The organism is Trueperella sp. (assembly GCF_043424875.1).
Lineage (GTDB): Bacteria > Actinomycetota > Actinomycetes > Actinomycetales > Actinomycetaceae > Trueperella.
In genome coordinates, this window is the sequence record NZ_JBHWPL010000046.1 from 1 (window position 1) to 23,786 (window position 23,786).

At 65.3% G+C, this 23,786-nt stretch carries 26 protein-coding genes; 14 read left to right on the forward strand and 12 right to left on the reverse strand.

All coding sequences use genetic code 11. The features are described 5' to 3' along the window. Positions 1 to 325: hypothetical protein (locus tag ACHFFR_RS04355; RefSeq protein WP_394263054.1), on the forward strand; the 325-nt coding region annotated here is incomplete at its 5' end. Between the two features lie 13 nt (positions 326 to 338). Further along, positions 339 to 701, forward strand: coding sequence for a hypothetical protein (locus ACHFFR_RS04360; RefSeq protein WP_394263055.1), 363 nt, complete (start codon positions 339 to 341; stop codon positions 699 to 701). On the opposite strand, the gene ACHFFR_RS04365 is transcribed toward ACHFFR_RS04360, so the two are convergent. The 3 genes from ACHFFR_RS04365 to ACHFFR_RS04375 are packed head-to-tail and all read right to left on the reverse strand — an operon-like array spanning position 606 to position 4,398. Next, on the reverse strand, positions 606 to 1,670 hold the full coding sequence (locus tag ACHFFR_RS04365; protein WP_394263056.1) for an LLM class flavin-dependent oxidoreductase: 1,065 nt from the start codon (positions 1,668 to 1,670) through the stop codon (positions 606 to 608). The two genes, ACHFFR_RS04360 and ACHFFR_RS04365, sit on opposite strands and share 96 nt — an antisense overlap. 35 nt (positions 1,671 to 1,705) lie before the next feature. Further along, positions 1,706 to 2,422 carry a mismatch-specific DNA-glycosylase gene (locus tag ACHFFR_RS04370; protein WP_394263057.1) on the reverse strand — a complete coding sequence of 239 codons (717 nt, stop codon included), beginning with the start codon at positions 2,420 to 2,422 and terminating at the stop codon, positions 1,706 to 1,708. After that, positions 2,419 to 4,398, reverse strand: a complete 1,980-nt coding sequence (locus ACHFFR_RS04375; protein WP_394263058.1) for a heavy metal translocating P-type ATPase — start codon at positions 4,396 to 4,398, stop codon at positions 2,419 to 2,421. The genes ACHFFR_RS04370 and ACHFFR_RS04375 overlap by 4 nt, the downstream gene beginning before the upstream one ends. A 227-nt stretch (positions 4,399 to 4,625) precedes the next feature. Between ACHFFR_RS04375 and ACHFFR_RS04380 the strand changes: the two genes are divergently transcribed. The 3 genes from ACHFFR_RS04380 (at position 4,626) to ACHFFR_RS04390 (ending at position 6,135) form a co-directional block, all read left to right on the forward strand. After that, on the forward strand, positions 4,626 to 5,099 hold the full coding sequence (locus ACHFFR_RS04380; protein ID WP_394263059.1) for a hypothetical protein: 474 nt from the start codon (positions 4,626 to 4,628) through the stop codon (positions 5,097 to 5,099). Between the two features lie 84 nt (positions 5,100 to 5,183). Further along, positions 5,184 to 5,831, forward strand: a complete 648-nt coding sequence (locus ACHFFR_RS04385; protein WP_394263060.1) for a DUF4126 domain-containing protein — start codon at positions 5,184 to 5,186, stop codon at positions 5,829 to 5,831. A 7-nt stretch (positions 5,832 to 5,838) separates the two neighbouring features. Further along, a complete protein-coding gene (locus tag ACHFFR_RS04390; protein WP_394263061.1) occupies positions 5,839 to 6,135 on the forward strand; it encodes a GNAT family N-acetyltransferase in 297 nt (98 codons plus the stop codon). Here ACHFFR_RS04390 and ACHFFR_RS04395 read toward each other — a convergent pair. Genes ACHFFR_RS04395 through ACHFFR_RS04425 form a run of 7 tightly spaced genes read right to left on the reverse strand, consistent with a single transcriptional unit; the run spans position 6,132 to position 12,025 of the window. After that, positions 6,132 to 6,878, reverse strand: a complete 747-nt coding sequence (locus tag ACHFFR_RS04395; protein WP_394263062.1) for a type I 3-dehydroquinate dehydratase — start codon at positions 6,876 to 6,878, stop codon at positions 6,132 to 6,134. The two genes, ACHFFR_RS04390 and ACHFFR_RS04395, sit on opposite strands and share 4 nt — an antisense overlap. Further along, positions 6,875 to 7,639 (reverse strand): hypothetical protein, encoded by a 765-nt coding sequence (locus ACHFFR_RS04400; protein ID WP_394263063.1) that lies wholly within the window; start codon positions 7,637 to 7,639, stop codon positions 6,875 to 6,877. Before ACHFFR_RS04400 ends, ACHFFR_RS04395 begins: the two co-directional genes overlap by 4 nt. After that, positions 7,636 to 8,697, reverse strand: coding sequence for a VWA domain-containing protein (locus ACHFFR_RS04405; RefSeq protein WP_394263064.1), 1,062 nt, complete (start codon positions 8,695 to 8,697; stop codon positions 7,636 to 7,638). Before ACHFFR_RS04405 ends, ACHFFR_RS04400 begins: the two co-directional genes overlap by 4 nt. Then, the gene (locus tag ACHFFR_RS04410) at positions 8,694 to 9,674 is read right to left on the reverse strand and encodes a VWA domain-containing protein (protein WP_394263065.1); all 981 of its coding nucleotides are present in this window, start codon (positions 9,672 to 9,674) and stop codon (positions 8,694 to 8,696) included. The genes ACHFFR_RS04405 and ACHFFR_RS04410 overlap by 4 nt, the downstream gene beginning before the upstream one ends. After that, entirely contained in the window at positions 9,668 to 10,126 is a 459-nt protein-coding gene (locus tag ACHFFR_RS04415; protein ID WP_394263066.1) for a hypothetical protein, read from the reverse strand. Before ACHFFR_RS04415 ends, ACHFFR_RS04410 begins: the two co-directional genes overlap by 7 nt. Further along, positions 10,116 to 11,015 carry a DUF58 domain-containing protein gene (locus tag ACHFFR_RS04420; RefSeq protein ID WP_394263067.1) on the reverse strand — a complete coding sequence of 300 codons (900 nt, stop codon included), beginning with the start codon at positions 11,013 to 11,015 and terminating at the stop codon, positions 10,116 to 10,118. Before ACHFFR_RS04420 ends, ACHFFR_RS04415 begins: the two co-directional genes overlap by 11 nt. An 8-nt stretch (positions 11,016 to 11,023) precedes the next feature. Beyond that, complete coding sequence (locus ACHFFR_RS04425) at positions 11,024 to 12,025, reverse strand: AAA family ATPase (RefSeq protein WP_394263068.1); 1,002 nt, start codon at positions 12,023 to 12,025, stop codon at positions 11,024 to 11,026. 145 nt (positions 12,026 to 12,170) lie between these two features. On the opposite strand from ACHFFR_RS04425, the gene ACHFFR_RS04430 reads away from it, so the two are divergent. Together ACHFFR_RS04430 and ACHFFR_RS04435 are read left to right on the forward strand one after the other, a co-directional pair. Continuing rightward, complete coding sequence (locus tag ACHFFR_RS04430) at positions 12,171 to 12,794, forward strand: hypothetical protein (protein ID WP_394263069.1); 624 nt, start codon at positions 12,171 to 12,173, stop codon at positions 12,792 to 12,794. A 45-nt stretch (positions 12,795 to 12,839) separates the two neighbouring features. Beyond that, positions 12,840 to 13,754, forward strand: a complete 915-nt coding sequence (locus ACHFFR_RS04435; RefSeq protein ID WP_394263070.1) for a YwiC-like family protein — start codon at positions 12,840 to 12,842, stop codon at positions 13,752 to 13,754. Here the strand turns inward: ACHFFR_RS04435 and ACHFFR_RS04440 are convergent. Beyond that, positions 13,751 to 14,806 carry a histidinol-phosphate transaminase gene (locus ACHFFR_RS04440; RefSeq protein WP_394263071.1) on the reverse strand — a complete coding sequence of 352 codons (1,056 nt, stop codon included), beginning with the start codon at positions 14,804 to 14,806 and terminating at the stop codon, positions 13,751 to 13,753. The genes ACHFFR_RS04435 and ACHFFR_RS04440 overlap by 4 nt on opposite strands. 102 nt (positions 14,807 to 14,908) lie before the next feature. On the opposite strand from ACHFFR_RS04440, the gene ACHFFR_RS04445 reads away from it, so the two are divergent. From ACHFFR_RS04445 to ACHFFR_RS04460, 4 genes are read left to right on the forward strand one after another with little or no spacing between them, the layout of a single operon-like run. Then, positions 14,909 to 15,316: a phage holin family protein gene (locus tag ACHFFR_RS04445; RefSeq protein ID WP_394263072.1), complete on the forward strand. Its 408-nt coding sequence runs from the start codon at positions 14,909 to 14,911 to the stop codon at positions 15,314 to 15,316. A gap of 40 nt (positions 15,317 to 15,356) precedes the next feature. Then, entirely contained in the window at positions 15,357 to 16,214 is an 858-nt protein-coding gene (locus ACHFFR_RS04450) for a fructosamine kinase family protein (RefSeq protein ID WP_394263091.1), read from the forward strand. Between the two features lie 21 nt (positions 16,215 to 16,235). Next, positions 16,236 to 17,639 (forward strand): adenylosuccinate lyase, encoded by a 1,404-nt coding sequence (purB, locus tag ACHFFR_RS04455; protein ID WP_394263073.1) that lies wholly within the window; start codon positions 16,236 to 16,238, stop codon positions 17,637 to 17,639. Between the two features lie 22 nt (positions 17,640 to 17,661). Then, positions 17,662 to 18,405, forward strand: coding sequence for a DedA family protein (locus ACHFFR_RS04460; protein ID WP_394263074.1), 744 nt, complete (start codon positions 17,662 to 17,664; stop codon positions 18,403 to 18,405). Positions 18,406 to 18,415: 10 nt separating this feature from the next. Here the strand turns inward: ACHFFR_RS04460 and ACHFFR_RS04465 are convergent, their stop codons facing one another. Beyond that, positions 18,416 to 19,384: a hypothetical protein gene (locus ACHFFR_RS04465; protein ID WP_394263075.1), complete on the reverse strand. Its 969-nt coding sequence runs from the start codon at positions 19,382 to 19,384 to the stop codon at positions 18,416 to 18,418. Between the two features lie 147 nt (positions 19,385 to 19,531). Here ACHFFR_RS04465 and ACHFFR_RS04470 point away from each other — a divergent pair, with 147 nt between their 5' ends. The 3 genes from ACHFFR_RS04470 to ACHFFR_RS04480 all read left to right on the forward strand — a co-directional run bounded on the left by ACHFFR_RS04470 (position 19,532) and on the right by ACHFFR_RS04480 (position 23,743). Continuing rightward, the gene (locus ACHFFR_RS04470; protein WP_394263076.1) at positions 19,532 to 21,007 is read left to right on the forward strand and encodes a hypothetical protein; all 1,476 of its coding nucleotides are present in this window, start codon (positions 19,532 to 19,534) and stop codon (positions 21,005 to 21,007) included. A gap of 108 nt (positions 21,008 to 21,115) precedes the next feature. Next, the gene (locus ACHFFR_RS04475; protein WP_394263077.1) at positions 21,116 to 21,343 is read left to right on the forward strand and encodes a heavy-metal-associated domain-containing protein; all 228 of its coding nucleotides are present in this window, start codon (positions 21,116 to 21,118) and stop codon (positions 21,341 to 21,343) included. A gap of 72 nt (positions 21,344 to 21,415) precedes the next feature. Next, entirely contained in the window at positions 21,416 to 23,743 is a 2,328-nt protein-coding gene (locus ACHFFR_RS04480; RefSeq protein WP_394263078.1) for a heavy metal translocating P-type ATPase, read from the forward strand. Positions 23,744 to 23,786 lie beyond the last annotated feature (43 nt).

The following is a 23,786-nucleotide window of genomic DNA, read 5'->3' on the forward strand; positions in this document are numbered from 1 at the left end:
CTGTACGTACAACTCGGTCGATGAACTGCAGAGCGCGGCCGTCGATGCCGGATACGCGTGCGCGGCTCCGGAAGAGCTTGGCTGGACCCAGGTCTCATGCGACGGCGTCGACCTGCTCGGCGTATTCGCCAACCCCGGCTCGGCCTCGGCATATGTTCACAAGGTTGAAGCGTCCGCCGAAGAGCCCTTCACCGCACTCGTTGGCGACAACTGGGTGATCATCGGAGAGGAAGCAGACCTCACCGAGCTCCAGGCCGAACTCGACGGCGAGATCCAGAATTTCGACGCCGCTCCGGCTGAGGAAGACACCGAAGACGCCGCCTAATTTGCAAGGGGATTTGCGTGTAATCGCCGGGTTGATCGGCGTACCGTTGACCTATGAGCGGCTCGTCACCACGACTGCGAAGATCGCCGTGCGGGCGGGCCGCCAACTGCCCACGCTGTGGCAGCATCTTCAGATCGACCGCGTCTATCGGTTCTACGAGAGCTTTGGCATGAAGCGAGTTGCGGCGGCCATGGTTCACTTCACCCTGAAGGGGCGCGTCCACGACCGCGAACTCTACCTCTACACGGCTAACCGCTTCGAGTTGATCGACAAGTGGCCGCTAGTCGATCGGGTAACCCTCGACGAGCCCCTCGGTATTCGGAATCCAGCCGAGCTCCGGCGCCACGTGTTCGGCGAAGTTCTGCAGGATGCGTAGATTTGGTTCCACGCCGAGTTGGTTCGGAATGGTGATCATGAGCGTGTCTGCGGCCGCGATCGCCGGATCCGCCTTGAGCTGCTCGATCAGGACGTCGGGCTCGGCAGCGTAGGTGCGGCCGAACGTCGTCTTGGTGGACTCGATGTAGCCGACCTGGTCCTCGCTGGAAGCGAGCAGACCGAACTGCTTCTGATCCTCGCCCGAAACGATCGGGAAGATGGATCGCGACACGGACACGCGCGGCGCCCAGTCATGACCCGCGTCCTGCCACGCGTTGCGGTAAGCGCGGATCTGCGCGGCTTGAAGTTCGCCGAGCGAGCTTCCGTCCGCCTCTGACACGAGGGTTGAGGACATGAGGTTGACGCCGTCACGCGCGGCCTGCTCCGCCGTCTTGGTCGTGCCCGATCCCCACCACACGTGCTTTTCCAGTTCCGGCGAATGCGGGAAGATCGGTAGCTCAATGCCCGGCGTGTACATACGCGGATACTGCTCCTCGAGTGATGCAGCCTCGGCGATCGCATACCCTCGGATAGCGGCCATGAACAGTTCAAACTTCTTACGAGCCATGTCCGCACCGTTGGGCGCCTCGCCCTTGTAGCCGAACGTCTCCCAGCCCTTCTTGACCGGCTCCGGTGAACCGCGCGAGACGCCGAGCGCCACGCGACCATCCGCAAGGAGATCAAGGGCAGCGGCCTCTTCCGCCAGGTAGAACGGGTTCTCGTAGCGCAGGTCGATCACACCCGTGCCCACCTCGATGTTCTTCGTGGCACCAATGACGGCGCCAAGGAGCGGCATCGGGGACGCACCCTGCGGCGCGAAGTGGTGAACGCGGAAGTACGCGCCGTTCACGCCGATCTCGTCGGCCGCCTTCGCCAGCTCGACCTGAGACTGAAGCGTCTCGCGGGCGTCCATGCCCTCCTGCTCGCCGACCGAGTGATGTCCAAAACTAAGAAACCCAAAAGCCTTCATGGTTGAAGTTTAAACCATCTAGTGACAATCGCCAACTACCGGGCGGACCGGCGCCGCTGTGCCACCTGCCTCCACCAATCCACAAGGACCGGGATGGGTGCGTGAGCGTTCAGGCCGCTCGGCTGCGGGAGTACCCACAGCTCGCCGCCACCAAGCAAAACCGGCTCGCCCGGCTCACCCGAAGCACCTGAAGAACCCAAAGCGCCCGAAACACCCGAGTAGAACTGCTTGCCCATCTGCGCTTTCGGCTGGTCGAACGCGTCCCGATACGCCGTCACACCAAGAATCGCGACGACGTCCGGCCGCACGTCCTGCGCCAGCGCCACGAGCCGCCGGCCACCCTCACTCAGCTCCTCACGGCTGAGCTCGGCCGCCCGCGCAGTCGCGCGATTGACGAGATTGGTCAGCCCGATCCCGCGCGCAACCATCTCGGCTTCATCCTTCGCGCTCAGCCCGGCAGTCGCGTCCACCCGATGCGGCATGAGGCCCGCCTGGTGAAGCGAGGTCCAAAACCGGTTCGACGGCGCCGCGAACGGCGCATTGACCGCCGCCGTCCACAACCCCGGATTGATGCCCACGATCAACAGCCACGGATCGGGGTGAACGACGTCGTCGACGCTTCCACCCTCGAACTGCGCAAGTTCGTCGCGCCGCGGACGCCTCCCGCCCAGCGGCGACACTCGGCCAGAGGCGCTCGCCGGCCGATTCCACGCCGGCGAACCGCCGCCCGCCTCCGAAGCAGCGGGACTCATCCGTGCACCTGCCCGCCAGCGCCGACCCCGGGCGTCCGGGATGCCCGCAGGCCGTTGAGAATCACGATCACTTCGCCCACCTCGTGCACGAGCACCACGGCGGCCAGGCCGAGCACGCCCGTGATCGCCAGTGGCATGGGCACCGCGATGATGGCCAGCGAGAGCACAATGTTCTGATTGATGATCCGCACGCTTCGGCGCGCGTGGCCGAGCGCCTGCGGAATCAGCCGCAGGTCGCTGCCGGTAAAAGCCACGTCCGCCGATTCGATCGCCGCATCCGACCCGCTCACGCCCATCGCAATGCCCACCGTCGCGCTCGCGAGCGCCGGTGCATCGTTGATGCCGTCGCCGATCATGGCGGTCGGCGTTTTTGCCGACCGCGACGCCACGGCCTTCGCCTTATCTTCCGGCCGCAGCTGCGCCGCCACGTCGTCGATGCCAGCCTGCTCGGCCAAGGCGCGCGCCGTACGCTCGTTGTCGCCGGTCAGCATACTGACGGACACCCCGCGATCGCGCAGCGCCTGAACGGCCTCGGCCGCTTCCGGGCGTAGCTCGTCGCGCACGCCGATCACGCCGACCGCCGTGCCATCGACGCTGACGACCACGCAGGTTTGGCCGTCGGCTTCGAGGGCGTCCACGTCATCCGCCAGATCACCGGGCAGCTCGCCCGCCATCTCACCGGGTACTTCGCCGCCGCCAAAGCGCGGGCTCCGAACCGCCACGGCACGACCGTTGACCTTGCCGCCGATACCGCGGCCGGCCTCCTCAACAACATCCGAGGATTCGGCCAGCTCCCCCATGCCCTCGGCCGCCGCGACGATCGCCGTGGCTAACGGGTGGGTGGAATGCGCTTCAAGCGCGCCGGCAAGTGCGAGCACCTCGGCCTCGTTCACGCCCTGTATGACCTCAACCGCCGTCACGGTCGGCTTGTTACTCGTGAGCGTTCCGGTCTTGTCCACGGCAACGTGCTTAATCGTGCCGAGGTCTTCGAAAGCGGCGCCTGACTTGATGACCACGCCGAACTTGCTCGCGGCGCCAATCGCCGAGACCACCGTGACCGGCACGGAAATCGCCATCGCACACGGGCTTGCCGCCACGAGGACCACGAGCGCGCGGGTGACCCACAGTTGCGGGTCACCCAGCAGCGAGCCGATCACCGCGACCGCGATGGCCAGCACGATCACGCCCGGCACGAGCGGCCTCGCGATGCGGTCAGCGATGCGCGCCCGCTCGCCCTTGCGGTGCTGAGCCTGTTCGATGAGCTTCACAATCGTGGTGAGCGAATTGTCGCTACCCGGCGCGCTCGCCTCGATCTCGAGCGCGCCCGCCGCGTTGACCGCTCCGGCCGGCACCTCGCTCCCGGGCTCCACGGCCACGAGGATCGATTCGCCCGTAATCGCCGAGGCATCCACGCTCGAATGCCCGCTGAGCACGCGCCCGTCCGTCGCGATTCGCTCGCCCGGCCGCACCCGAACGACGTCGCCGACCACCACATCCTTGGCCGCCACCTCGATCGTCTGCCCGCATCGCACCACGCTCGCGCGCCCGGGAGCAAGGCTGAGCAGGGATCGCAGGCCGCCTCGCGCGCGGTCCATCGCCTTATCCTCGAGCGCCTCGGCGATCGAATACAGAAACGCCAGGGCGGCCGCCTCCTCGACGTAGCCCAGGATCACGGCGCCCGCCGCGCTGATCGTCATGAGTAAGCCGATGCCGAGTTTGCGCTGTCCGATCAGCCTGCGCAGGGCGCCCGGCACGAACGTTGATGCGCCAAGTACGAGCGCGGTCCAGAAGAATACGAGCGCGACGACGTCGGCGGCCCGGCCGCTGCCAAGCCATTCGGTGAGGAGGCCGGCCACCAAGAACACTCCCGACGCCACGGGAATCATGACCTCTAAATCACGCCACCACGGGCCTGATTCCTCGAACTCCTCGGCGAGCTCCTCGTTGCTCGGCGCTTCGCAGCCACACGCACTCATCGCAATCCTTTCGTCAAACTTAGATTAGCCACTGGGGCCGGCGGATCTCGAACGCGGCGGCCTGAGCTTGCCAGCCCGGGCGGCCTGAGCCTGCCAGCCCGAGCGGGCCAGCCCTGGCCGATAATCCCGATTTCGCCAAGGGATAATTCGGTAGATCACAAAAATGGCGACGCGTAGGTTCGTCAGTAGCTACCGGCTCAACCACCGAGTGGCGGAAAGAAGGAACCATGACTACGAACGTCCCGAACGAAAACTTGCCAAACGAGGATCGCTCGAATACGAAGGTCCCGGATAAGAATGTACCGATCTATGAAGACGACGTCGCGCCCGGCGCCGAGGAAATTGGCGCCGATGAGCTTCACGGGGGCGATGACGCCCTCGAGCGCGACATCCACCGAGATCGCGAGACCCACCGCGACCACAACCTCGACCACGAGCGCGATCACGATCTCTCACTCGACGAGGACGTGACCGCACCTGGCGCTGACCGCATCGGCGCAACCGACGCTCCGCATAACCAGACGGTGTATGAGGACGACGACAAGCCGGCCGCCATGGGCGACGCCGCAGCTCCGGGCGCCGAGAACGTCGGCGGAATGACCAAGGACAATCCAGGCACGAGCGGGCACCGCCCCGATTCGGCCACGGAGGACCGCGAGATCCACGGCGAGTACGGCGAGCCACGCCATCGCGACGTCTAATTCGTCAACCTAAAAACTGAGGCGCAGCGTACAGCGGGGAGTTCTCCGCTGTACGCTGCGCCGTTTCGGTGACACACTTTTGCTATGGAACTGTTTTCTGCCACGGGTTTGGCCGGCGCCGCCGGCCTGAATGCCTATATCCCGCTGCTCATTTTCGGCCTGCTGGCCCGCTTCACCGACTTCGTCAACCTCCCCAGCGGTTGGCAGTGGCTCGCGGATCCGGCTCTCTTGGCGATCGTCGCCGTCCTGCTCGTGATCGAGCTGGTGGCGGACAAAATCCCGGTGGTCGATTCGTTCAACGATATCGTCCAGACCCTGATTCGCCCCGCCTCCGGTGGCCTCGTGTTCGCCTCCGGGCTCGAATCCTACGGCGCGCCCGAGCAGGTCACGGACGGTTCCGTGTTTTCCCAGCCGAGCACGTGGGTGGCGATCGGCGCGGGCGTGGTCATCGCCTTCGTCATGCATCTGTTTAAGTCGACGGCGCGGCCCGCCGTCAACGTGGGCACCCTCGGCGCCGGCACGGCATTCGTCTCGGCCGCTGAAGACACGACGTCGGCCGGCCTGTCCGTCGCCGCCGTCTTCATTCCGATCGTGGCTGGCTTGGCCGTCGTCGGCATCCTCGTCGGCCTCGGCTACCTCGCCTACAAGGCCTTCACCTGGCGCAACCGCCGGCGCGAGAGCCCACCCGACGTCGTGGTCGAGGTAGACAAGTATCCCTATCAGGGGCAGTGAGGAAACTATGGACTACACCATCACGACCACCGACCGCGGCGGGCGCATCAACGCCGTTGACGAAGGCACGACCAAGGGATACCTCGGCTTTACCGACTGCGGCGACTCCGTGATCGACGCCGTCACTACCCAAGTCCCCAGCGAATATGGCGGGCAGGGCATCGGCACGGCGCTCATTGTGGAACTCGTGGATTACGCGCGTAGCAACGGCCTGACGATCATCCCCACCTGCCCGTTCATCGAGGCGTATTTCGAGAAGAACGACGACGTGCGCGACGTCTGGCACAACGCGCCGAGCCGCTAGCGCCCGAGCGCCTCGCGAACCTCGGCGATCGAGGGCTGGCCGGGGGCCGTCGTCGTTCCGGCTGTGGCAAACGTAGCCACGGAGCCGTAATTCCAGCCCTCTAGGCGCGAGCGTCGGCCGGCCTCCCCCATCGCGATGGTGATGAGCGGGCGCCGAGTTTGGCCTGCCACAGCCTTCGTCACGTCGAGAAGGCGCTGAGTATCGGCGTCGCTGTGTGCCATGACGGACAGTTTGGCCACCGCGTCCGGAATCTGCAGCATGTCCTCGAGCATGACGAACATGACCTCCGAATCCGGCGTCTCCTTCCAGTCGTGGTGCGAGACCACGGGCGTATACCCGAGCCCGGCGGCGCGGCGGGCGAGATCCGGCGTCGCATCGGAGTGAAACTCAAAGTCAATGCCCACGCGTTCGGCCGGCACGCGCTCTTGCATCATGATGTCGAGGGCGGTGGCAAGGAGGACTCGGTACCGGAACGGGGTCAGCGAGGCTTCGCCACCCTGCTCACGGGTCCGCACGGTAAACAGCACGGGCACGCTCGTCTTGGCGAACAGCTCTCGTAAGACGCTGCGGCCAAGGGTGTCGAAATCCATGTCGGGGTGGTTGGCGAGCAGGAAGTCGGCGCGGAACTCGAGCACGTCAGCCCCGGCCTCTTCGCGCGCCAGCGCCTCCTCGATGATGACCTCGGCAGTCGTCCCCGCCAGCGGCACAATGATCGCGGGATCTTCGCGTCCGTCAAATATCACCAGTTCTCACCATCCCAACTTCCAAATCCGCCGTTACGCTGCTCATTCTCACGCTTCAGACGCTCGGCCTCCTGGGCGCGTCGCAGGAGCTCTTCCTCCTTCAGCTGCTGGGTGGTCGGTGGCGGCTCGCCTCCCTCCGGCGGCTCTGGTTCATTGCCTCCCGGCGGCGGCTCTGGTGGTTCATTGCCATTGCTACCCTCAGCCTTCTCGCGCGCGTCCTGCGCCTTCTCATCAGTGTCTTGCTTCTGCTGATCCGGCGACTCGCCCTGAGGAACACATTGTGCCACAGTCGCCGAGGCGTCCTCGTAGGCCACCTGCGCGCGATCGAAGTACCCGGCTTCGAAGAGACGATCGCCCTGAATCTCCTGTCCGACCGCCAGATTCATCCGAACGCGGCACTCGGCAGTGTAGTCTTCTGGGTCCTCGACGTCCGTGGGCTCGGGATCCTCCGAATCCGCGTCCTTCGGCACGAGTTCGAGGGCCACGGTGAGGGTCTCGACGCCGTCGTCCACGGCCTCCGCCCGAATCTGCGCCGTTCCCTGCCCGAAGTACGCCTCCCAGTTGTCAAGATAGTCAGGGATGACGCGGGTGCCGATTCCGTACGAGCGGGCGCTGTTCGAATACGAACCGTCCCCGTACCCAGATTCGCCCGACGCCATCGCATACACCGCTATACCGGCGACGACGGCCACGTACGCGAGCGCGAGGGCCAGTGCGAGTGAGATCGCGGTGACGATCTTTTGCCTCAGTGTGTGAGTCATCGGCCACCTCGCCATCGTTGCGGCGTCCGATTGGCAGGGCCCGCGCCGGGGCTGGTATCGATCGTCTCGCGGTGGATGCTCAGCATGCCGGCGCTTCGCAAATGTGGCACGAGATGGGCGATCTCCCACGCCATGAGCAGCGCGAATACGATGGCGAAAGGCCAGATCACCGGGCTGTAATAATTCTCGTCCGTGGCCTCTTCTAACAGTGTGTCCGCGTCAATGGCCCCGACGATCTCGTCGATTCCGCCCGGGCTGGTGCGATGGTAGAACGGAACGCCAATCTGGTCGGCAATAGTCGTTAACGCCCCGAGGTCAGCGCGTGAAATCGCGTCGCCTCCGTTGGGATCCTCGATGTACTCGCTCTCGATGGACCACGAATCATTCCTCTCCATCTTGCCGCCCTGCTCCGTGCCATAGCCAAGCACCATGCCGCCATCAAAGAGGCCACTCCACGAGCCGAACTCGGGCGCTTCCCCGCGCGAGGAATCGCTCGCGTCAGTCGATTCCCCGTCGGTCATCAAAATGACGATCGGCACATACTCAGGGTTCGATTGCGCCATTCGCTCCACGACGTCAACCACCGTCTCCACCGGCCTGTTAATCGACGAGCCCGCCGAGTAATCCGTCAGCTCGCGGTCGTAGACCTCGAGCCACGTAGCCACCGCCTGCTTGTCCGAGGTCAGTGGTAACTGCTGAGTCGCCGTCGACGAGTATTCGACAATCGCGTAGTGGGCGCTGGGCAACGACTGGACCACCGCCAGGGCGTCCGCGCGAACGCCTTCAAGGCGCTGCTCGCTGCCGTTGTAATCTTCCGCGGCCATGGAACCGGTGGCATCAATGACGAAGTAGACGGCAAGGTTCGATGTGGTCGACGTGGTTTTGACGGCGACGGCGGGCGCGAGACCCATCGCGATCACCATGAGGAGCATGAGCGTGCGGCGTAGCCAGGACACGAGGCGGTCGCGCCCGTCCATCACTCCGAGCACGATGAAGGCAAGGCCCGCCACGCCAATGACGGCGAGCAACCACGCGGGAATCAGGTATTGGAAGTTCACAGCTTAAACCTCCATGCCAGACCAAGGAGCAGGAGCGTGGCCAGCCCAACGGCGATTGGCCAGTTGCCCGGGGTGTCCACGGTTATCGTTTCGCCAACGACGCCCAGATCCACGGCGTCCTGAGCCTGAACGGCCGCCACGATCTCTTGCGCCGCTGCCGCGTCCTCGGCCGCGTAATAGTACCCGCCGCGCGATTCGAACACTTCGCGCATCTCCTCGTTGTCGTCCGACCATCCGCCAGAGATGTACAGTCCGTGCACAACGATGCCCTTGTCGGCAGCGAGCTGGGCCGCCTCCTCGAGTGTGAACACGGGGCTGCCCGCCAACGCGTTGTCGGTGGCGAAAACGATCGACCGGGAGCGCTCGTCTTCCTCCTGGTCGAACGACTGAGCACACGACACAAGGCCATCGCCAATCAGTGACGAACCGTAGGTGTAGCCCGCGGACGTGCCGGCCACCAGATCGGAATATCCGTCGTAGTTATAGGAGTCACTGAGCACGCGAGCAACGTAGTCGAGCTGATTGATGACGAGCTCGTAGTCGCTGGTCAACGGGAACACGAGGCGCGTTCCAGAATTCCACATCGCCAGGCCCACGCGCTCGCCCTCAAAGTCCTTCACGATCTCGGAAAACGATTTGACCACCTGAGCATCAAAATCGATGACCGAGCCGGACACGTCCAGGCACAGCATGATGTCGCGCGTGGCAAGTTTCGATTCCAGCGAGATGTCTCCCGATGGGCGCGCAGCAAGGTACGACGACGTCACGCCGCCCAGCAACCCCACTGCCAGGATCGATCCGAGCGCGACGCGCAAGATCTGCAACCGACGCCGGAAGCGCGGATGTTCCCGCGCGCGCTTGGTATGCGCGACGGCGACGCCCGTGCCGCTCGAGCGCTTTACTCCGAGCCACCAGCCCACGCCAAGGGCGGCGATGAGGACGACAATCAGGAGGGGGAACAGCCATCCGGTTACCATGAGAGCACCGCCTCAACCGCGCGGTCGCGCGCCTTGGGGATATCGCCGTGTGCGTATGGCGCGAACGAGGGTTCTTCCCACGATCGAATAGCGTCGGCAGCGTTTTCGAAGGTCGCCACCCTGCGCAGGTGAGAGGGCTGCCAGGAACGCAGATCCATCCCGGCGCGCTCGCCCAGAATATCGCGGAGCTCAGCCGCGAGGTCGATATGCAACTCGCGGGCCTGCTCGTCCGCACTATCGATGTGTCTAGCGACGACGTCGTCGATCCGCTGGACCCAGCGCTCGCGGTCGCTCATCCTCACCGGCTGCAGCTTAATCGCGCGGATGGGCTGGTAATGGTAGAACCACAGCGCAAAAACGATCGCGACGAGCATCGCGATGAGCGAGGCGACGAGGATCGCGATCAGAAACGCGGAGGGGCCGGTGGGGTCAAGGAGCTTGTCAACGGGCACGGCGCTTCCTTAACAACTCGATGAGCGCGCCCGGAACCTGCTCGGAGGCACTCACGGTGACGTGCCGAATACCTGTGGAGCGCAGGATCCCGCGGGCGAACTCGTGGGCCTGATAGCGGTCACGCTCGAGGTCGTGGCGCAGCAAGCGGTCCTCGCGCAGGAAAGCCGGGATTTCGGAGCCATCCAGCGCGTCGACCATGTGGTGCACGCCCTCCTGAGCAACGGGCATATCGGCAACCCGCATCACGAGCATCTCGTGCTTGGTGCGGATGCGCCGAAGGGTCTGACCATCGGGGCGATCGGGCCAGTATTCGTCCGTGATGACGAGGAGCAGGGCTCGCGGCTGCGGGATGCGCAACACCTCTTCGAGCATCTCCGACACGGCGGAGGTGCCGGTGGCTGAATCGAAGCGCTCCTGAGCGGCGTCAAGAGAAAAGTCGAGGTGGTTGTTGCCGTTGCGGGCGGGCATGCGGACGATGCCATCGGTGTCGCCGTACACAACGCTCAGGCGGTCGCCGCGCTGAATCGCGAGGTAGCCGAGGATGTCCGCGGCGAACATTCCGATGTCGGCCTTCGTCTCCCCCGTGGGGGCCGCGCCGCGCATCTCGCGGCCCGTGTCGATCACGAGCTGCGTAAACATGTCCGACTCGCGCTCGAATCGGCGGATGATCGGGTGGCCCGAGCGAGCCGAGGTCTTCCAGTCGATGTCCGCCACGTCGTCGCCATGCTCGTAATCGACGAGGTCCTCGAAGTCGTGGCCGTGGCCGGTAAAGATCGAGGCGTGATGTCCCTCGTACATTCCCGAGGCGCGCCGAATCACAGGCAACGAGACTTTCGCCCGAACGAGCGCCGCGCGCGTTGCCTTGGACTGATCGGAAAGCCGCCTCACGGAAAACCCTACGGGGTGGGAACGGCCTGGAAGACGGCGTCGATGAGCGATTCCGGGGTCACGTTGTTCGCGAGCGCGTCGTACGTGCGCACGAGGCGGTGGCGAAGAATCTGGTGGCGAAGGCGCGTGATGTCCTCCGGAACCACGTAGTTGCGGCCGGCCAGCAGCGCGAGCGCCTGACCGACCTGCATGAGGGCCAATCCGCCTCGCGGCGATGAGCCCACGCGCACGTACTTTTGGAACTCGGGCAGCGGGCGCGGGCCCTTGCCGCGCGTGCTGTTGACGATGTCCACGATGTAGCTCTTGATCGACTCATCCACGTAGACGCGGCGGGCGACCTCCTGCAGGTAGAGCACGTCGTCGGTGGTAATGGGTTCCACGCCCACCGGGCGGCCGAACGTTCCCTCGGCGGTCTTGGTCAGGATCTCGAACTCTTCGTTGGTCTCCGGGTAGGTCAGCACCTCCTTGAGCAGGAAGCGATCCATCTGAGCCTCGGGCAGGACGTAGGTGCCCTCTTCCTCAATGGGATTCTGCGTGGCAAGAACCATGAACGGATCGGGCAGCTTGTAGATCGTGCCGCCGATCGAGGTCTGACGCTCCTGCATGGACTCAAGCATCGCGGACTGGGTCTTGGCTGAAGAACGGTTGATCTCATCGAGGAGCACCATGTTCGCGTGAACCGGGCCAAGCTGCGTGGAGAACTCCCCAGTCTCGTAGGAGTAGATCTGGGTGCCCACGATGTCGTTGGGCATGAGGTCCGGCGTGCACTGGATGCGCGAGAAAGTTCCCGAGATCGCGTCCGCGAGCGTCACGGCCGCCGTCGTCTTGGCCAAACCCGGCACGGACTCCAGCAGCACATGCCCGCGGGCAATCATCGTCGTCATCAGCGCAAGCGAGAGGTTTGCCTGCCCGACCACGCGTCCTTGGAAAATCGATTTCACGCGACCAATGAGATCGGAAGCACGGGCCATTTCGTCGTCGTTGATTTGGCCACTGGCGAGTGCGTTCATGTCACGTCCTTGCAGTAGAGGAATCTCCGTGGCCAGTCTAAACGGCATTTCGCGGGGATTCATCATCCGGGGAGCCGACCCATCGGTCAGACTGGTGGATTACTATTAGCGGACAAGCACAGGGCACTGACAGCAAGGAGGCCCGATGACCTGGCTACCCGACCACGGCGAGGACGCTCCCGCATCGCAGCGCTCCCGCGGCCCGCTGTACTTCCTCATCGCTTCCGCCACGATTTTGTTCCTCGTCTTGGCGTTCATTTTCTATACGGTCGTGATCGGCCAAGGCCGCGATCTGGGCGAAGACCAACCGACGACGCCGTCCGCTGACGTCACCGAGACCACCGACACACCCGAGCAGACCGCCGAGCCGAGCGACGAGCCGAGCGAGCCGGCCGACGAACCGAGCGAGGAACCCACTCCGGTTCGCCCCGCGCCCGAGGGCGCCATCGAGGCGACCGCCTTCACCACCCCGGCCTCGAACATTCACTGCCGGATCAACGATTCCAACGTCGAGTGCTCGATCTACGCCTACGACTACCCCTCACCCGGCCAGTGCGAAGGCATCACCGCCACGTACTCCGTGGGAGTTGAGGGCGAGGTAGACGCCGACTGTCAGTACTTCGTGCGGACCAATGAGATCTACGACTACGGCACCTCCGTGGCGCTTAATGGCTTCGCCTGCACGCTCGAGCAGGACGGCGTGACGTGCTGGTCCGAGATGTCCGGGCATGGGTTCAACCTCAAGAGGGCTGACGACACCATCTTCTGATGCCGTAATTGCCTTTATTCACAGGTTCTCACGTAGTATTGCGGCATGACGTCGGCCCCTCACAACCACACTCGCGGGCAAGCCGCGAGCCCTCAAACAAGCGCTTCGCCAGGGCGCCCGCGCGCCCGCAAGCGCGTCAGCCCCGGCTGGATCCCGAACTACCACGGCGCGTGGGCCATGATCACCGTGCCTGTGCTGCTCGGCGTGATCATCGGGGGATTCGTGTGGGAGCACCTGTTGCTGCTGGGGCTGTGGTGGGTCGGCTACTTCGCGTTCTTCGCCACGGGCATGTGGCTGCGCTCGAGGCGCAAGGCACGGTACTTCCCGCCGGTTCGCACCTACGTGCTGGCCACCCTGCCATTCGCGTTGAGCGTGCTGATCACCGCGCCGTACCTTCTGTGGTGGATCCCCGTCTTCTTGCCGCTGATCGCGATCACCGTCTGGGCATCGATGCACCGCAAGGATCGCTCGATGGTGAACAACATCGCCACGGTGGGGGCCGCTGGCCTGACGCTCCCGGTGGCCTACGACATGGGCACCGGCGGGCAGGGCGGACTCTGGGGAACCGGGCTGCTCCTGGACTCGCTACCCCTTGAGTCTTTCCCCGGCGCCTCCGCGAACGGCGAGCTGACCGGATGGCCGTGGGTCTGGCTCGTCACGCTCGTGGTGGCCTGGTACTTCCTCGGCACGATCCTGTACGTCAAGACGAACATCCGCGAGCGCGGCGAACTCGGCTGGCTCATCGCGTCGGCGATCTTCCACGGGATCGCCATGGTCAACGTGATCATCCTGGCCGCCCAGGGACTGTTCTCGTGGTGGCTCGCGGCGCTGTGGGTCATCATCTTCGCGCGGGCCGTCCTCGTGCCGATTTACGGCCAGCGCGAAGGCTGGCTATCGGCCAAGGCGATCGGGTTCGGGGAAGTCTTCATCTCGATCGCCCTCATGATCACGATCCTTTAGGCGCGGAATTTCTTGTAGGCCCGCACGAGCCTCAGCGAGGCATCCGGCTCAGCCACAGTCACGCGCACGCCTTCATCGGCAAACGTTCGCACGACGATCTTTTCCTCGGCGCAAAAGCGCGCGAATCGCTCCGAGTCCGAGCCCAGCCCGAACCACACGAAGTTGCCCTGCGGCTCTGGCCCATCCCATTCGAGAGCGCGCAGCGCGCCCACGAGCTTGTCGCGTTCCTTGACGATCGTGGCCACCCGCTGGTCCACGGCCGGCCGCTCCTGCAGCGCCGCCACGGCCGCGCTCTGGGCGAGCATGTTCACGCCGAACGGCGTAGCCACCTTGCCAAGTCCCGCGACGACGTCGTCGACGCCGAGCGCGTAGCCCACGCGGATGCCCGCCAAGCCGTACGCCTTCGAGAAGGTCCGCAGTGTTACCGCGTTCAGGAACTCGCGGGCTAGCTCGATGCCGCGCACCGGATCGTCCATGACCACGAAGTCCACGTAGGCCTCGTCGATGAGCACGGGGATCTCGCTGGGTACCGAGCGCATGAAGCGGTGCAGCTCGTCGTGCGTGAGCGCCGCGCTCGTCGGGTTGTTCGGCGTGCACACGAGGATCGCGCGCGTCTTATCGGTGATGGCGTCCAGCATCGCCCCCAGATCGGGCTTGCCGTCCGCGCGCAACGGCGTGGGCACGGCCCTCCCGCCGGCCACCTTGATCGCGATCGGGTACGCCTCGAAGGATCTCCACGGCATGACCACCTCGGAACCGGGCGTACACACGGCTGTCAAGAACTTCTCAATGAGCGCCGTGGAGCCGTTACCCACCACCACGTTCGCCACCGACGTCTCGTGATAGGCCGCGATGGCCTCCAGTAGCAGCGCGTTACCCATGTCGGGGTACTTATTGAGCTGCCCGATGCGTCCGGACACGGCGGCAGCGACGCCCGGCAGCGTCGGAAAGGGCATCTCGTTGGAGGACACCTTGATGACGTCAGGATCATCGGGATTTCGGCCTGCCACGTAGGCGGGAATGTCTGCAAGTTCGGGGCGGAAGTACGTCATGGTCTTATCTTGCCTCTATTTCGCCTCTGGCGCACGGCTCGGCCATTTCGCGTCTGGCGCACGGTTCGGCCATCAGGCGCGCGAAGACCGTACAGTGGACGCATGAAGTTTCTCATTACAGCGGCTGTGAACGCCGTCGCGCTGTGGATAACCACCCTGCTGCTCTCGGGTGTCACGCTCGAGGGCTCGGTTCCGGCCGATTCGTTCCTCGCAGACATCGGCACCACCGGCCAGCAGGCGGTCTACTTCCTCCTCGCGGGCGCGGTGTTGGGCGTGGTCAACATGTTCGTGCGCCCCATCGTCAAGGTCCTGTCGTTCCCGTTCTATCTGCTGACGCTCGGCCTCTTCTTCATCGTCGTGAACGCACTGATGATCATGCTGACGGCGTGGATCACCGGCCACTTCGACCTCTCCCTCATGGTCGGCTCCTTCTGGTGGGCGCTGGTGGCCGGCATCATCGTGGGCCTCGTGAACTGGTTCCTCGAGGTTCTCCTTCCGGAGCGCGATTAGTATTCCTCGCACCTTTACCAAGACGGCCGGCGCCCGGGCGATCGCCCACGAAGTCACCGGCTTAGAGGCGCTGTCCGAGGCCGCCCGCCACGGCGGTGCGCCGGTCGCGCGCCTCGCCTCCTCGTCGGCCACGTCCTTGGCCACCTACGCCATATCGGAGACGTCGCCCACCGCCGAGGCCGCCCGCGAGTTCGGTGGCCGGCTCGCCCGCACCCACGCCTACTCACCCACTGGTACACGCGTCTTTGGCGAGGAACCCCCGACCTTCCCGGCCCGCTTCGGCCACCTCGGCCACATGGGCAACGCCCTGCTGACGATGGTCCCGCCCGGCTCCCCCGCGCGATCCTTCGGCGAGTTCTACGCCGAGGACCGCCTCCTGCCATACGTCCAGCCAGCGCTGGACAACGGCTCGTTGTCCACCGACGACGCCGATACCATAGAGCGCCTCGCGCAACGGCTTCGCGACGGCGCCTTTGACGCACCGCAGCCCGCGCTCGTCCACACCGACGCGGCCATCCTCCACGGCGACCTGTGGTCCGGAAATCTGCTGTGGGCCACGGCTGATTCGATCGTCGACGGCGGGGGTGACGTCAACGGCTCGCCCTCCTATCCCGGCACCGGCGAAAGACGCACCACCAGTGCCACGGGACCGATCGGCGTCGTGATTGATCCTGCCTGCCACGGCGGCCACGCCGAATCGGACCTCGCCCAGCTTGGCGTGTTCGGCGCCTCGCACGTGAGCGATATCTACGAGGGGTACAACGAGGTCTCGCCGCTTGCGGACGGCTGGAAGGAGCGCATCGGGCTCCACCAGCTCCACATCCTCATCATTCACGCGGCGCTGTTTGGCGGAAGCTACGGGGCGCAGACCATTCGGACAGCCACGCCCTACCTGTAGCCGTTGTGCGAGAATCGGCGCATGACGAACTTTGCCGATTCCGCTCTCCTGTCTCCCCTTGATGGCCGATACCGCGCCGAAACGTCACCCCTCGCCGAGTTCCTCTCCGAAGCCGCGCTCAATCGCGACCGGCTCAAGGTCGAGGTGGAGTGGCTGATCTTCCTGTCCACGAATGAAGTGCTTCCGGGCGCGCCCGTGTTGCGCGAGGGCGAGATCGCGTACCTGCGCGGGCTGGTCGACGATTTCGGCGAGGCCGATATCGCCCGCATGGCCCAGATCGAGGCCGAGACCAAGCACGACGTCAAGGCCGTCGAGTACTTCCTCAAGGAGAAGATGGACGCGGCCGCGGATGCACTCGGCGAGACGTCGCTGCCGCAGATGCACGAGATCGTCCACATCTTCGCCACGTCGGAGGACATCAACAACACCGCGTATGCGCTGAACATTCAAGGCGCGGTGGCGCAGGTCTGGCTGCCGCAGGCCCAGGCCTTCGTGGACGAGCTCTCCCAGCGGGCGCGCGAGTACGCCGAGCTGGCCATGCTCTCGCGCACGCACGGCCAGGCGGCCTCCCCCACCACGCTCGGCAAGGAATTCGCCGTGCTTGCCTGGCGCTTGACCCGCCAGCTCGATCGGATCAAGGGCGCGGCCTACCTCGGCAAATTCAACGGCGCCACCGGCACCTACGGCGCACACGTGGCCTCCGTGCCAGAGGCCGACTGGCCGACGCTCGCGAAGCAGTTCGTCGAGAGCCTCGGGCTCACGTTCAATCCTCTGACCACCCAGATCGAATCGCACGACTGGATGGCCGAACTCTTCTCGGACGTGGCGCGGTTTAACCGCATCGCCCACAACCTCGCCACCGACTTTTGGACCTACATATCGCTGGGCTACCTGAAGCAGAACCTGGCGACGCAGGGAACCACCGGCTCGTCCACCATGCCGCACAAGGTCAATCCGATCCGCTTCGAGAACGCGGAGGCGAACCTCGAGATCTCCTGCTCGATCCTCGACACGCTCGGCGCCACGCTCGTGACCTCGCGTATGCAGCGCGACCTGACCGACTCATCGTCGCTGCGAAACGTGGGCGTGGCGTTCGGCCACTCGCTCCTGGCGCTGAAGAACCTGCGCCGCGGCCTTGCCGGCGTGGATGCGAACCCGCAGAGGCTGGCCGAGGACTTGGAGCAGGCATGGGAGGTGCTCGCCGAGCCGATTCAGCAGGTCATGCGCACGGCGTCGATCGCGGGCGCCGAGGGCATGGACGATCCATACGAGCGGCTCAAGGACCTCACCCGCGGGCACGCGGTGGGCGAGGAGGAGATGCGCGCGTTCATTTACTCGCTCAATCTTCCCGCCGACGTCGAGGAGCGCTTGGCGCATCTCACGCCCGCCACCTATACCGGAGTGGCCGCCAAGCTCGTACCCTAGAGGTTTCGACCGATAGGACCTCGTGTTTTTAACCACCGATACTGGCTCACTCGACGGCGTTGCAGGCTGGGCCGTCGACATCATGGAGACGCTCGGCGGCCTGGGCGTGGCGCTCCTCATCGCGATCGAGAACCTCTTCCCGCCCATTCCCTCCGAGATCATCTTGCCGCTGGCGGGCTTCACCGCCTCCCTCGGCACGAAGTTCTCCCTCGCCGAGGCGATCATCTGGGCCACGGTCGGCTCGGTCACCGGCGCATGGGCGCTGTACTGGGTGGCGAGGTTCTTTGGCCGCGAGCGCACGCGCGCAGTCTTCGAATGGCTCCCGCTCGTCAACATGGACGACGTCAACAAGACCGAAGACTGGTTCAGCAAGCACGACCAGGGAACCGTGTTCTTTGGCCGCATGCTCCCGATCTTCCGCTCGCTCATCTCGCTTCCTGCGGGCGTCATCGAAATGAACTTCCTGAAGTTCACTGTGCTGACCGCGGCGGGCTCGGCGATCTGGAACACCGCCCTCGTCAGCGCCGGCTACCTCCTGGGCGAGAACTGGGACGTCGTTGAACAGTACGTGGGCGTGCTGTCCTACGTGGTGGGCGCCGCGATCCTCATCTTCCTTGTGTGGTGGATCGTCAAGCGCGTGCGGAAGAATCGCGACGACGACGATGGCGACGACGGCAGCGACGACGACAGCACCAGCAACGACAGCGACAGCGCCGGCCAGAACACCAGCGACCAGAACACCAGCGAGCAGAACGACGCCGAATAGCCGCGCCGCGTCAGCCGAGGCCGGACAGGTCGAGGCCGGATTCGCGCGGCCGCGAGTCGAAGTTGTCGATGCGCTCGAGGAGAACGCCTTCGCGTAGCGCCCACGGGCAAATCTCCAGGCGCTTGACCTTAAACCGCTTCATCGCGATGTGCGCAACCTCGGCGCCCGCCACGATCTGGTGCGTGCGTTCGGGTGTGATGCCCGGTAGCTCCACGCGCGCGGGCGCTGGGATCCGGGCGATGCGATCCACCCAGTTTCCAAGGTCAGACCTGCTCATACGCCGCCGCTCCTCCGGCCCCACCACGGTGATGCGGTTACCGGCAAGGCGCGCCAGCGAACGGAACGTCTTCGAGGTGGCCACCACGTGATCCGGCTTCGGGAACTCCTTGAGGGCCGTGGCCAGGGGTTCGAGCTCGTCGTGAATGTGCCGGCGCAGCATCACCAGCTCCGAGGCCCGCGGCGGATCGTGCTTGAGGAAGTCCCGCGTGAGGCGCCCGGCACCCAGAGGCACCGACGCCACGAATTCCGGCTCCTCGTCAATACCCAGCGACACCTCGAATGAGCCTCCGCCAATATCGAGCACCATGATGCGACCGGCCGCCCAGCCGTGCCAGCGCCGCGCCGCGAAGTAGGTGAGTTCGGCTTCCTCCGATCCGGAGAGCACGCCGAACTTCGTGCCCGCGATCTCCTCGAGCCGCTCGAGCACGGCCGGCCCGTTCGTCGCCTCGCGGATGGCCGAGGTGACGATGCCGATCATGGCATCCACCGCGTTCTTTCGCGCAAACGCGGCCGCCTTGCGCGTGGCGCGCTCGAGCGCCCGCACGCCGTCGTCGTTGATAGAACCGTCGTCCTCGAGGTACTGCATGAGGCGCACCACCGAGCGTTCGCCGGCGAAGGGATCGGGGCGAGCGCGCGCATACGCATCGACGACGATGATGTGAACCGTATTTGAACCGATGTCTAACACTCCGAGACGCATGTCACAAGACTAGTCTCCTTTGCGCGTCTCGTCAGCCTTGTGGCGCGTCAAAGTGCGCGCTTGTCCGCCACCAGCCCAGCCTCGCCCGCGAACCTGTCACCCGTCAGAGCCACCCACTAGACTGGGGGGCAACGATCAAGGAGTTCGATGGTTACTTTCATGCTTGCCGTGTCCGAACCTCAGGCGCGCGCCTTCCTCGAGACGGGATACGACGTCGTGTCCGGATTTGCCGTGGATGCCACGGCTGGCGCGTCGGTCACCGACGTCGGTGACCTCATGGACCTGCTGTGCCTGCGCTTCCCCGATTCGCCGTATTCGGAGGATAAGCCGCTGGACATCATGCACCTGCCGGCCGATCCGTTCACGATGGACCGGCTCGCAGTCGGCCCCCTTCATCCCCAGGCCATTCGAGGCGGGGTGATCGAGTTTGGAAACTATGACGGCACCGGCGTTGCGCGCGGTGGCGGCGTGGAGACCGACCTGCTCCTGCTCGACCCCGCGCGCATCACCGCGGGCGCCACGCTGTGGCGTTTCTACCCCGGCAATCCCGAACCGGAACACCGCGGCACCTACCACGGCATCGCGTACGGCTGGGAAAACTACGAGACCGGGGCCTTCACCGCCGCGGTTCCCACGCCCTTCCTCGGCCCCGTCATCCGCCGCGACTGGGGATCCGTTCCCTGCGATGTGGAGCTCGACGGCGGCAAGCCGGCCTCCGTCACGATGGTTGCGCCCGTCGCGCCCGATCAGGAGGACGGTTTCCAGGAGCTCGAATCGGGCATGTGGGCGAAGCGGATCGAGGTTGACGAGACCGCCCACATCTACACCGACTTTGTGACCGGGCGAGTCTCGGGCATGCCCGTGCGGATCGTGCGATCCGTGCGCAGCAACAACACGCTCACGTTCCAGGTGGCGGCCTCGCTGACCGACGCGCTGTACATGGAGCGCGCAAAGTTCCAGCGGTGGTCCAGCGCCACCTTCACCGCGCTCGTCGACCCCTCGCACATCACCGACAAGAACCGCCAGGAGGCAAAGCCGGTGCGCTGGGATGTCGCCGACCGCCCGCCGATCGCCACCCGCACGGTCAATCCGGTGGACTTTTCCAATTCCGAGGCGCTGCTGCGCGAGACCTTCGGGCTCATCAGCGAGACGGCGCCGCCGGGATGGGAGGAGGTCACGCTGCGAATCCAACTCGTGGGCACCTCGGCGATCTACGAGGGCTTTGCGAAGCTCGGCGAGAACAAGCACGCCGCGCTGCGCGTGATTCCCACCGCGATCATTCACCACATGCGCCGCCTCAAGCAGGATCGCACGCTCGCGGGCGAACAACCGTTCCTCATCGCCGTCATCCGGCTGGAGAAGAACGGCAAGGGCACGCTGAGCGTCAACGGCGAGAAGGAGCCGGTGTGGGCCGATCAGGTGGATCCGGTGGAGTGGCACAACGAGGTGGCGGCCTTCCCGCGTACGGGATCGACAATGCCGGACTGGCTCCTCGACCGGGTCTCGCACGATGCGCCCGAGCACACGACGAGCGACGACACGTCCTCGCTCAGCCCCTACCCGCAGGACCTCACTGCCAATATCCACTGGATTAACGACATTACGGGCGAGAAAATTAACTAGGTAAAACATGGAATAAATCGCAGCGGATAGTCATTAACTTTAACGACGCCGATCACCGGCTAGTTTTCATTCGCGGTTTCGCGAACACAACGAAGGAAAGGCACCCCAATGGCCAACATCAATCTCCGCGTTAACGGCATGACCTGCCAGAACTGCGTCGCCCACGTCAGCGACGAGCTCACCGCTATCGAGGGTGTTGAGGACATCATGGTCACCCTCGACGCCGAGGGCACATCAGAGATCCACCTCGTCACCGATGGCGAGATCACCGACGAGCAGCTTCACGAGGCCATCGATGAGGCGGGCGACTACGAGCTCGTCGACATCTCCCGATAACCCACCACCTCACTCGCCTCGGCCATGCACACGCGTGGTTCGCGGGCGCGTCCGCGACCCCAGAAAGACATCATGACGAATCCCCCTTCCCCGCCGGCACCCGGCACTGACGCCAGCGCTCTGGCCGAGATCGACCTCGCCGTTCAGGGCATGACGTGTGCCTCGTGCGTGGCGCGCGTGGAGAAGAAGCTCAACAAGGTCCCGGGCGTCACCGCGGTGGTCAATCTGGCCACCGAGCGCGCTCACGTTGAACTCGATTCCACCGGCAAGGACCTCACCGGGAACGACCTCATCGAGGTCATCACGAAGGCGGGATACGACGCCTCGCTCATTCGTCGGGTCGACCTCGGCGACGACGGCAGCCGCGTCTCGTCCGGCAGCGCCGATCCCGAGGCCGTTGAGGCGGCTGCGGAGGCCGCTGCTCAGGCGCGCGTGGAAGACCTGTGGCGGCGCTTCGTCGTCTCCGCGATCCTGTCCATCCCGGTGGTCGGGATCTCCATGATTCCCGCCCTGCAATTTTCGGGGTGGCAGTGGCTGATCGGAGCACTGAGCCTTCCGATCGCGTTCTGGTCGGGCTGGCCCTTCCACCGCGCGGCCTTCCGCGCGGCGCGCTACGGCTCGTCGACCATGGACACCCTCGTCTCCCTCGGCGTGCTCGCCTCGATGGGATGGTCGCTCTGGGCGCTACTGTTCGGCGGAGCCGGGCACATCGGCTACACGATGCACATGACGGGCATCCACGGCCTGGCCGACAACGTTCACCCGCACCTGTACTTTGAATCCGCCGCAATGATCGTCACCTTCCTCCTCATCGGCAGGTGGCTCGAGGCGAAATCCCGCCGATCCGCGGGCGACGCCCTGCGCGCGCTCCTCGAGCTCGGCGCCGACGAGGCGTACCTTGTGCGCCGCGCCGACGGCACCGAGATCGGAGAGACGGTTCCCGTCTCCGAGCTCCAGGTCGGGGACGTCTTCCGTGTGCGGCCGGGCGAAACGGTGGCGACTGACGGGATCGTCGTCGTTGGTCACTCCGCCATCGACGCCTCGCTGGTCACAGGCGAATCCGTGCCCGTCGACGTCGGCCCGGACTCGGAGGTGACCGGGGCGACGATCAACGAACAGGGCTCGCTCGACGTGCGGGCCACGCGCGTGGGCGAGGAGACCACCCTCGCCCAGATGGGCCGCCTGCTCACCGAGGCGCAGACAGGCAAAGCGCCAGTTCAGCGCATCGTCGACCGCATTTCGGCGGTCTTCGTGCCGACCGTGATCGTCATCGCGCTCGCCACGTTCCTCATTCGCATCGCGCTCGGCAACCCGCTCGAGATGGCGCTTGCTTCGGCGATCACCGTGCTCGTGGTGGCATGCCCGTGTGCGCTGGGCCTTGCCACGCCGACGGCGCTGCTCGTGGGCTCGGGCCGGCTCTCCGGCCTCGGCGTGCTGATCCGCGGCCCCGAAGTTCTTGAGGGCGCGCATCACGTGGACACGATCATGCTCGACAAGACGGGCACGCTGACCACGGGCGTCATGTCCGTGAGCGATATCGAGGCCGCTGGCGGGCCACCCCACGAGCTCCTCGCGATCGCCGCCGGCGTGGAATCCCATTCCGAGCACCCGATCGCCAAGGCCATCGTGCGCTCCGCTCGGGAGATGGGCGTCGAGCCGGCCGAGGCCCCGGGCTTCCAGAACGTCATGGGCAACGGAGTGGTCGGCAAGGTCGGCAAGCAATCGATCGCCGCGGGCAAACTCGCCTGGCTCGAAGCTGAGGGCCACAACGTCGAACCGATCCGCAAGCGCGCCGAGGCCATCGCCGAATCTGGTGCGACCGCCGTCGTGATCACGAGCGACCGGGAGGCCGTGGGCGTGCTCGGCGTACGCGACACGGTGCGCCCCGAGGCGCAGGAAACCATCCGCGCGCTTCGCGAGCGCAACCTCACGCCCGTACTGGTAACCGGCGATAACGCGGCGACGGCGGCCACGGTGGCGGCAGAGCTCGGCATCGACGAGGTCCACTCCGGCGTGCTTCCCCCTCAAAAACTCGAGGTGCTTCACGATCTTCAGGGCGCGGGCAAGCGCGTGGCGATGGTGGGCGACGGCGTCAATGACGCCGCGGCGCTTGCCGGCGCCGACCTCTCGATCGCCATGGGCTCGGGCACCGACGTGGCCAAGGCGGCCGCCGACATCACGATCGTCAACTCCGATATCCGCACCATCCCCGCCTCCCTGCGCGTGTCCGAGGCGACCCTGCGCATCATCAAGCAGAACCTCGGCTGGGCGTTCGCCTACAACCTCATCGCGATCCCGCTGGCCGTGTTCGGCGTGATCGTGCCGGGTATTGCGGCGTTCGCGATGGCGAGCTCGTCGGTGATCGTCGTCGTCAATTCGCTGCGGCTGCGAAGCGCCTAGTTGGTGGGGTACCTCATCCCTAGGTCTTGCCTAGTTAACAGGG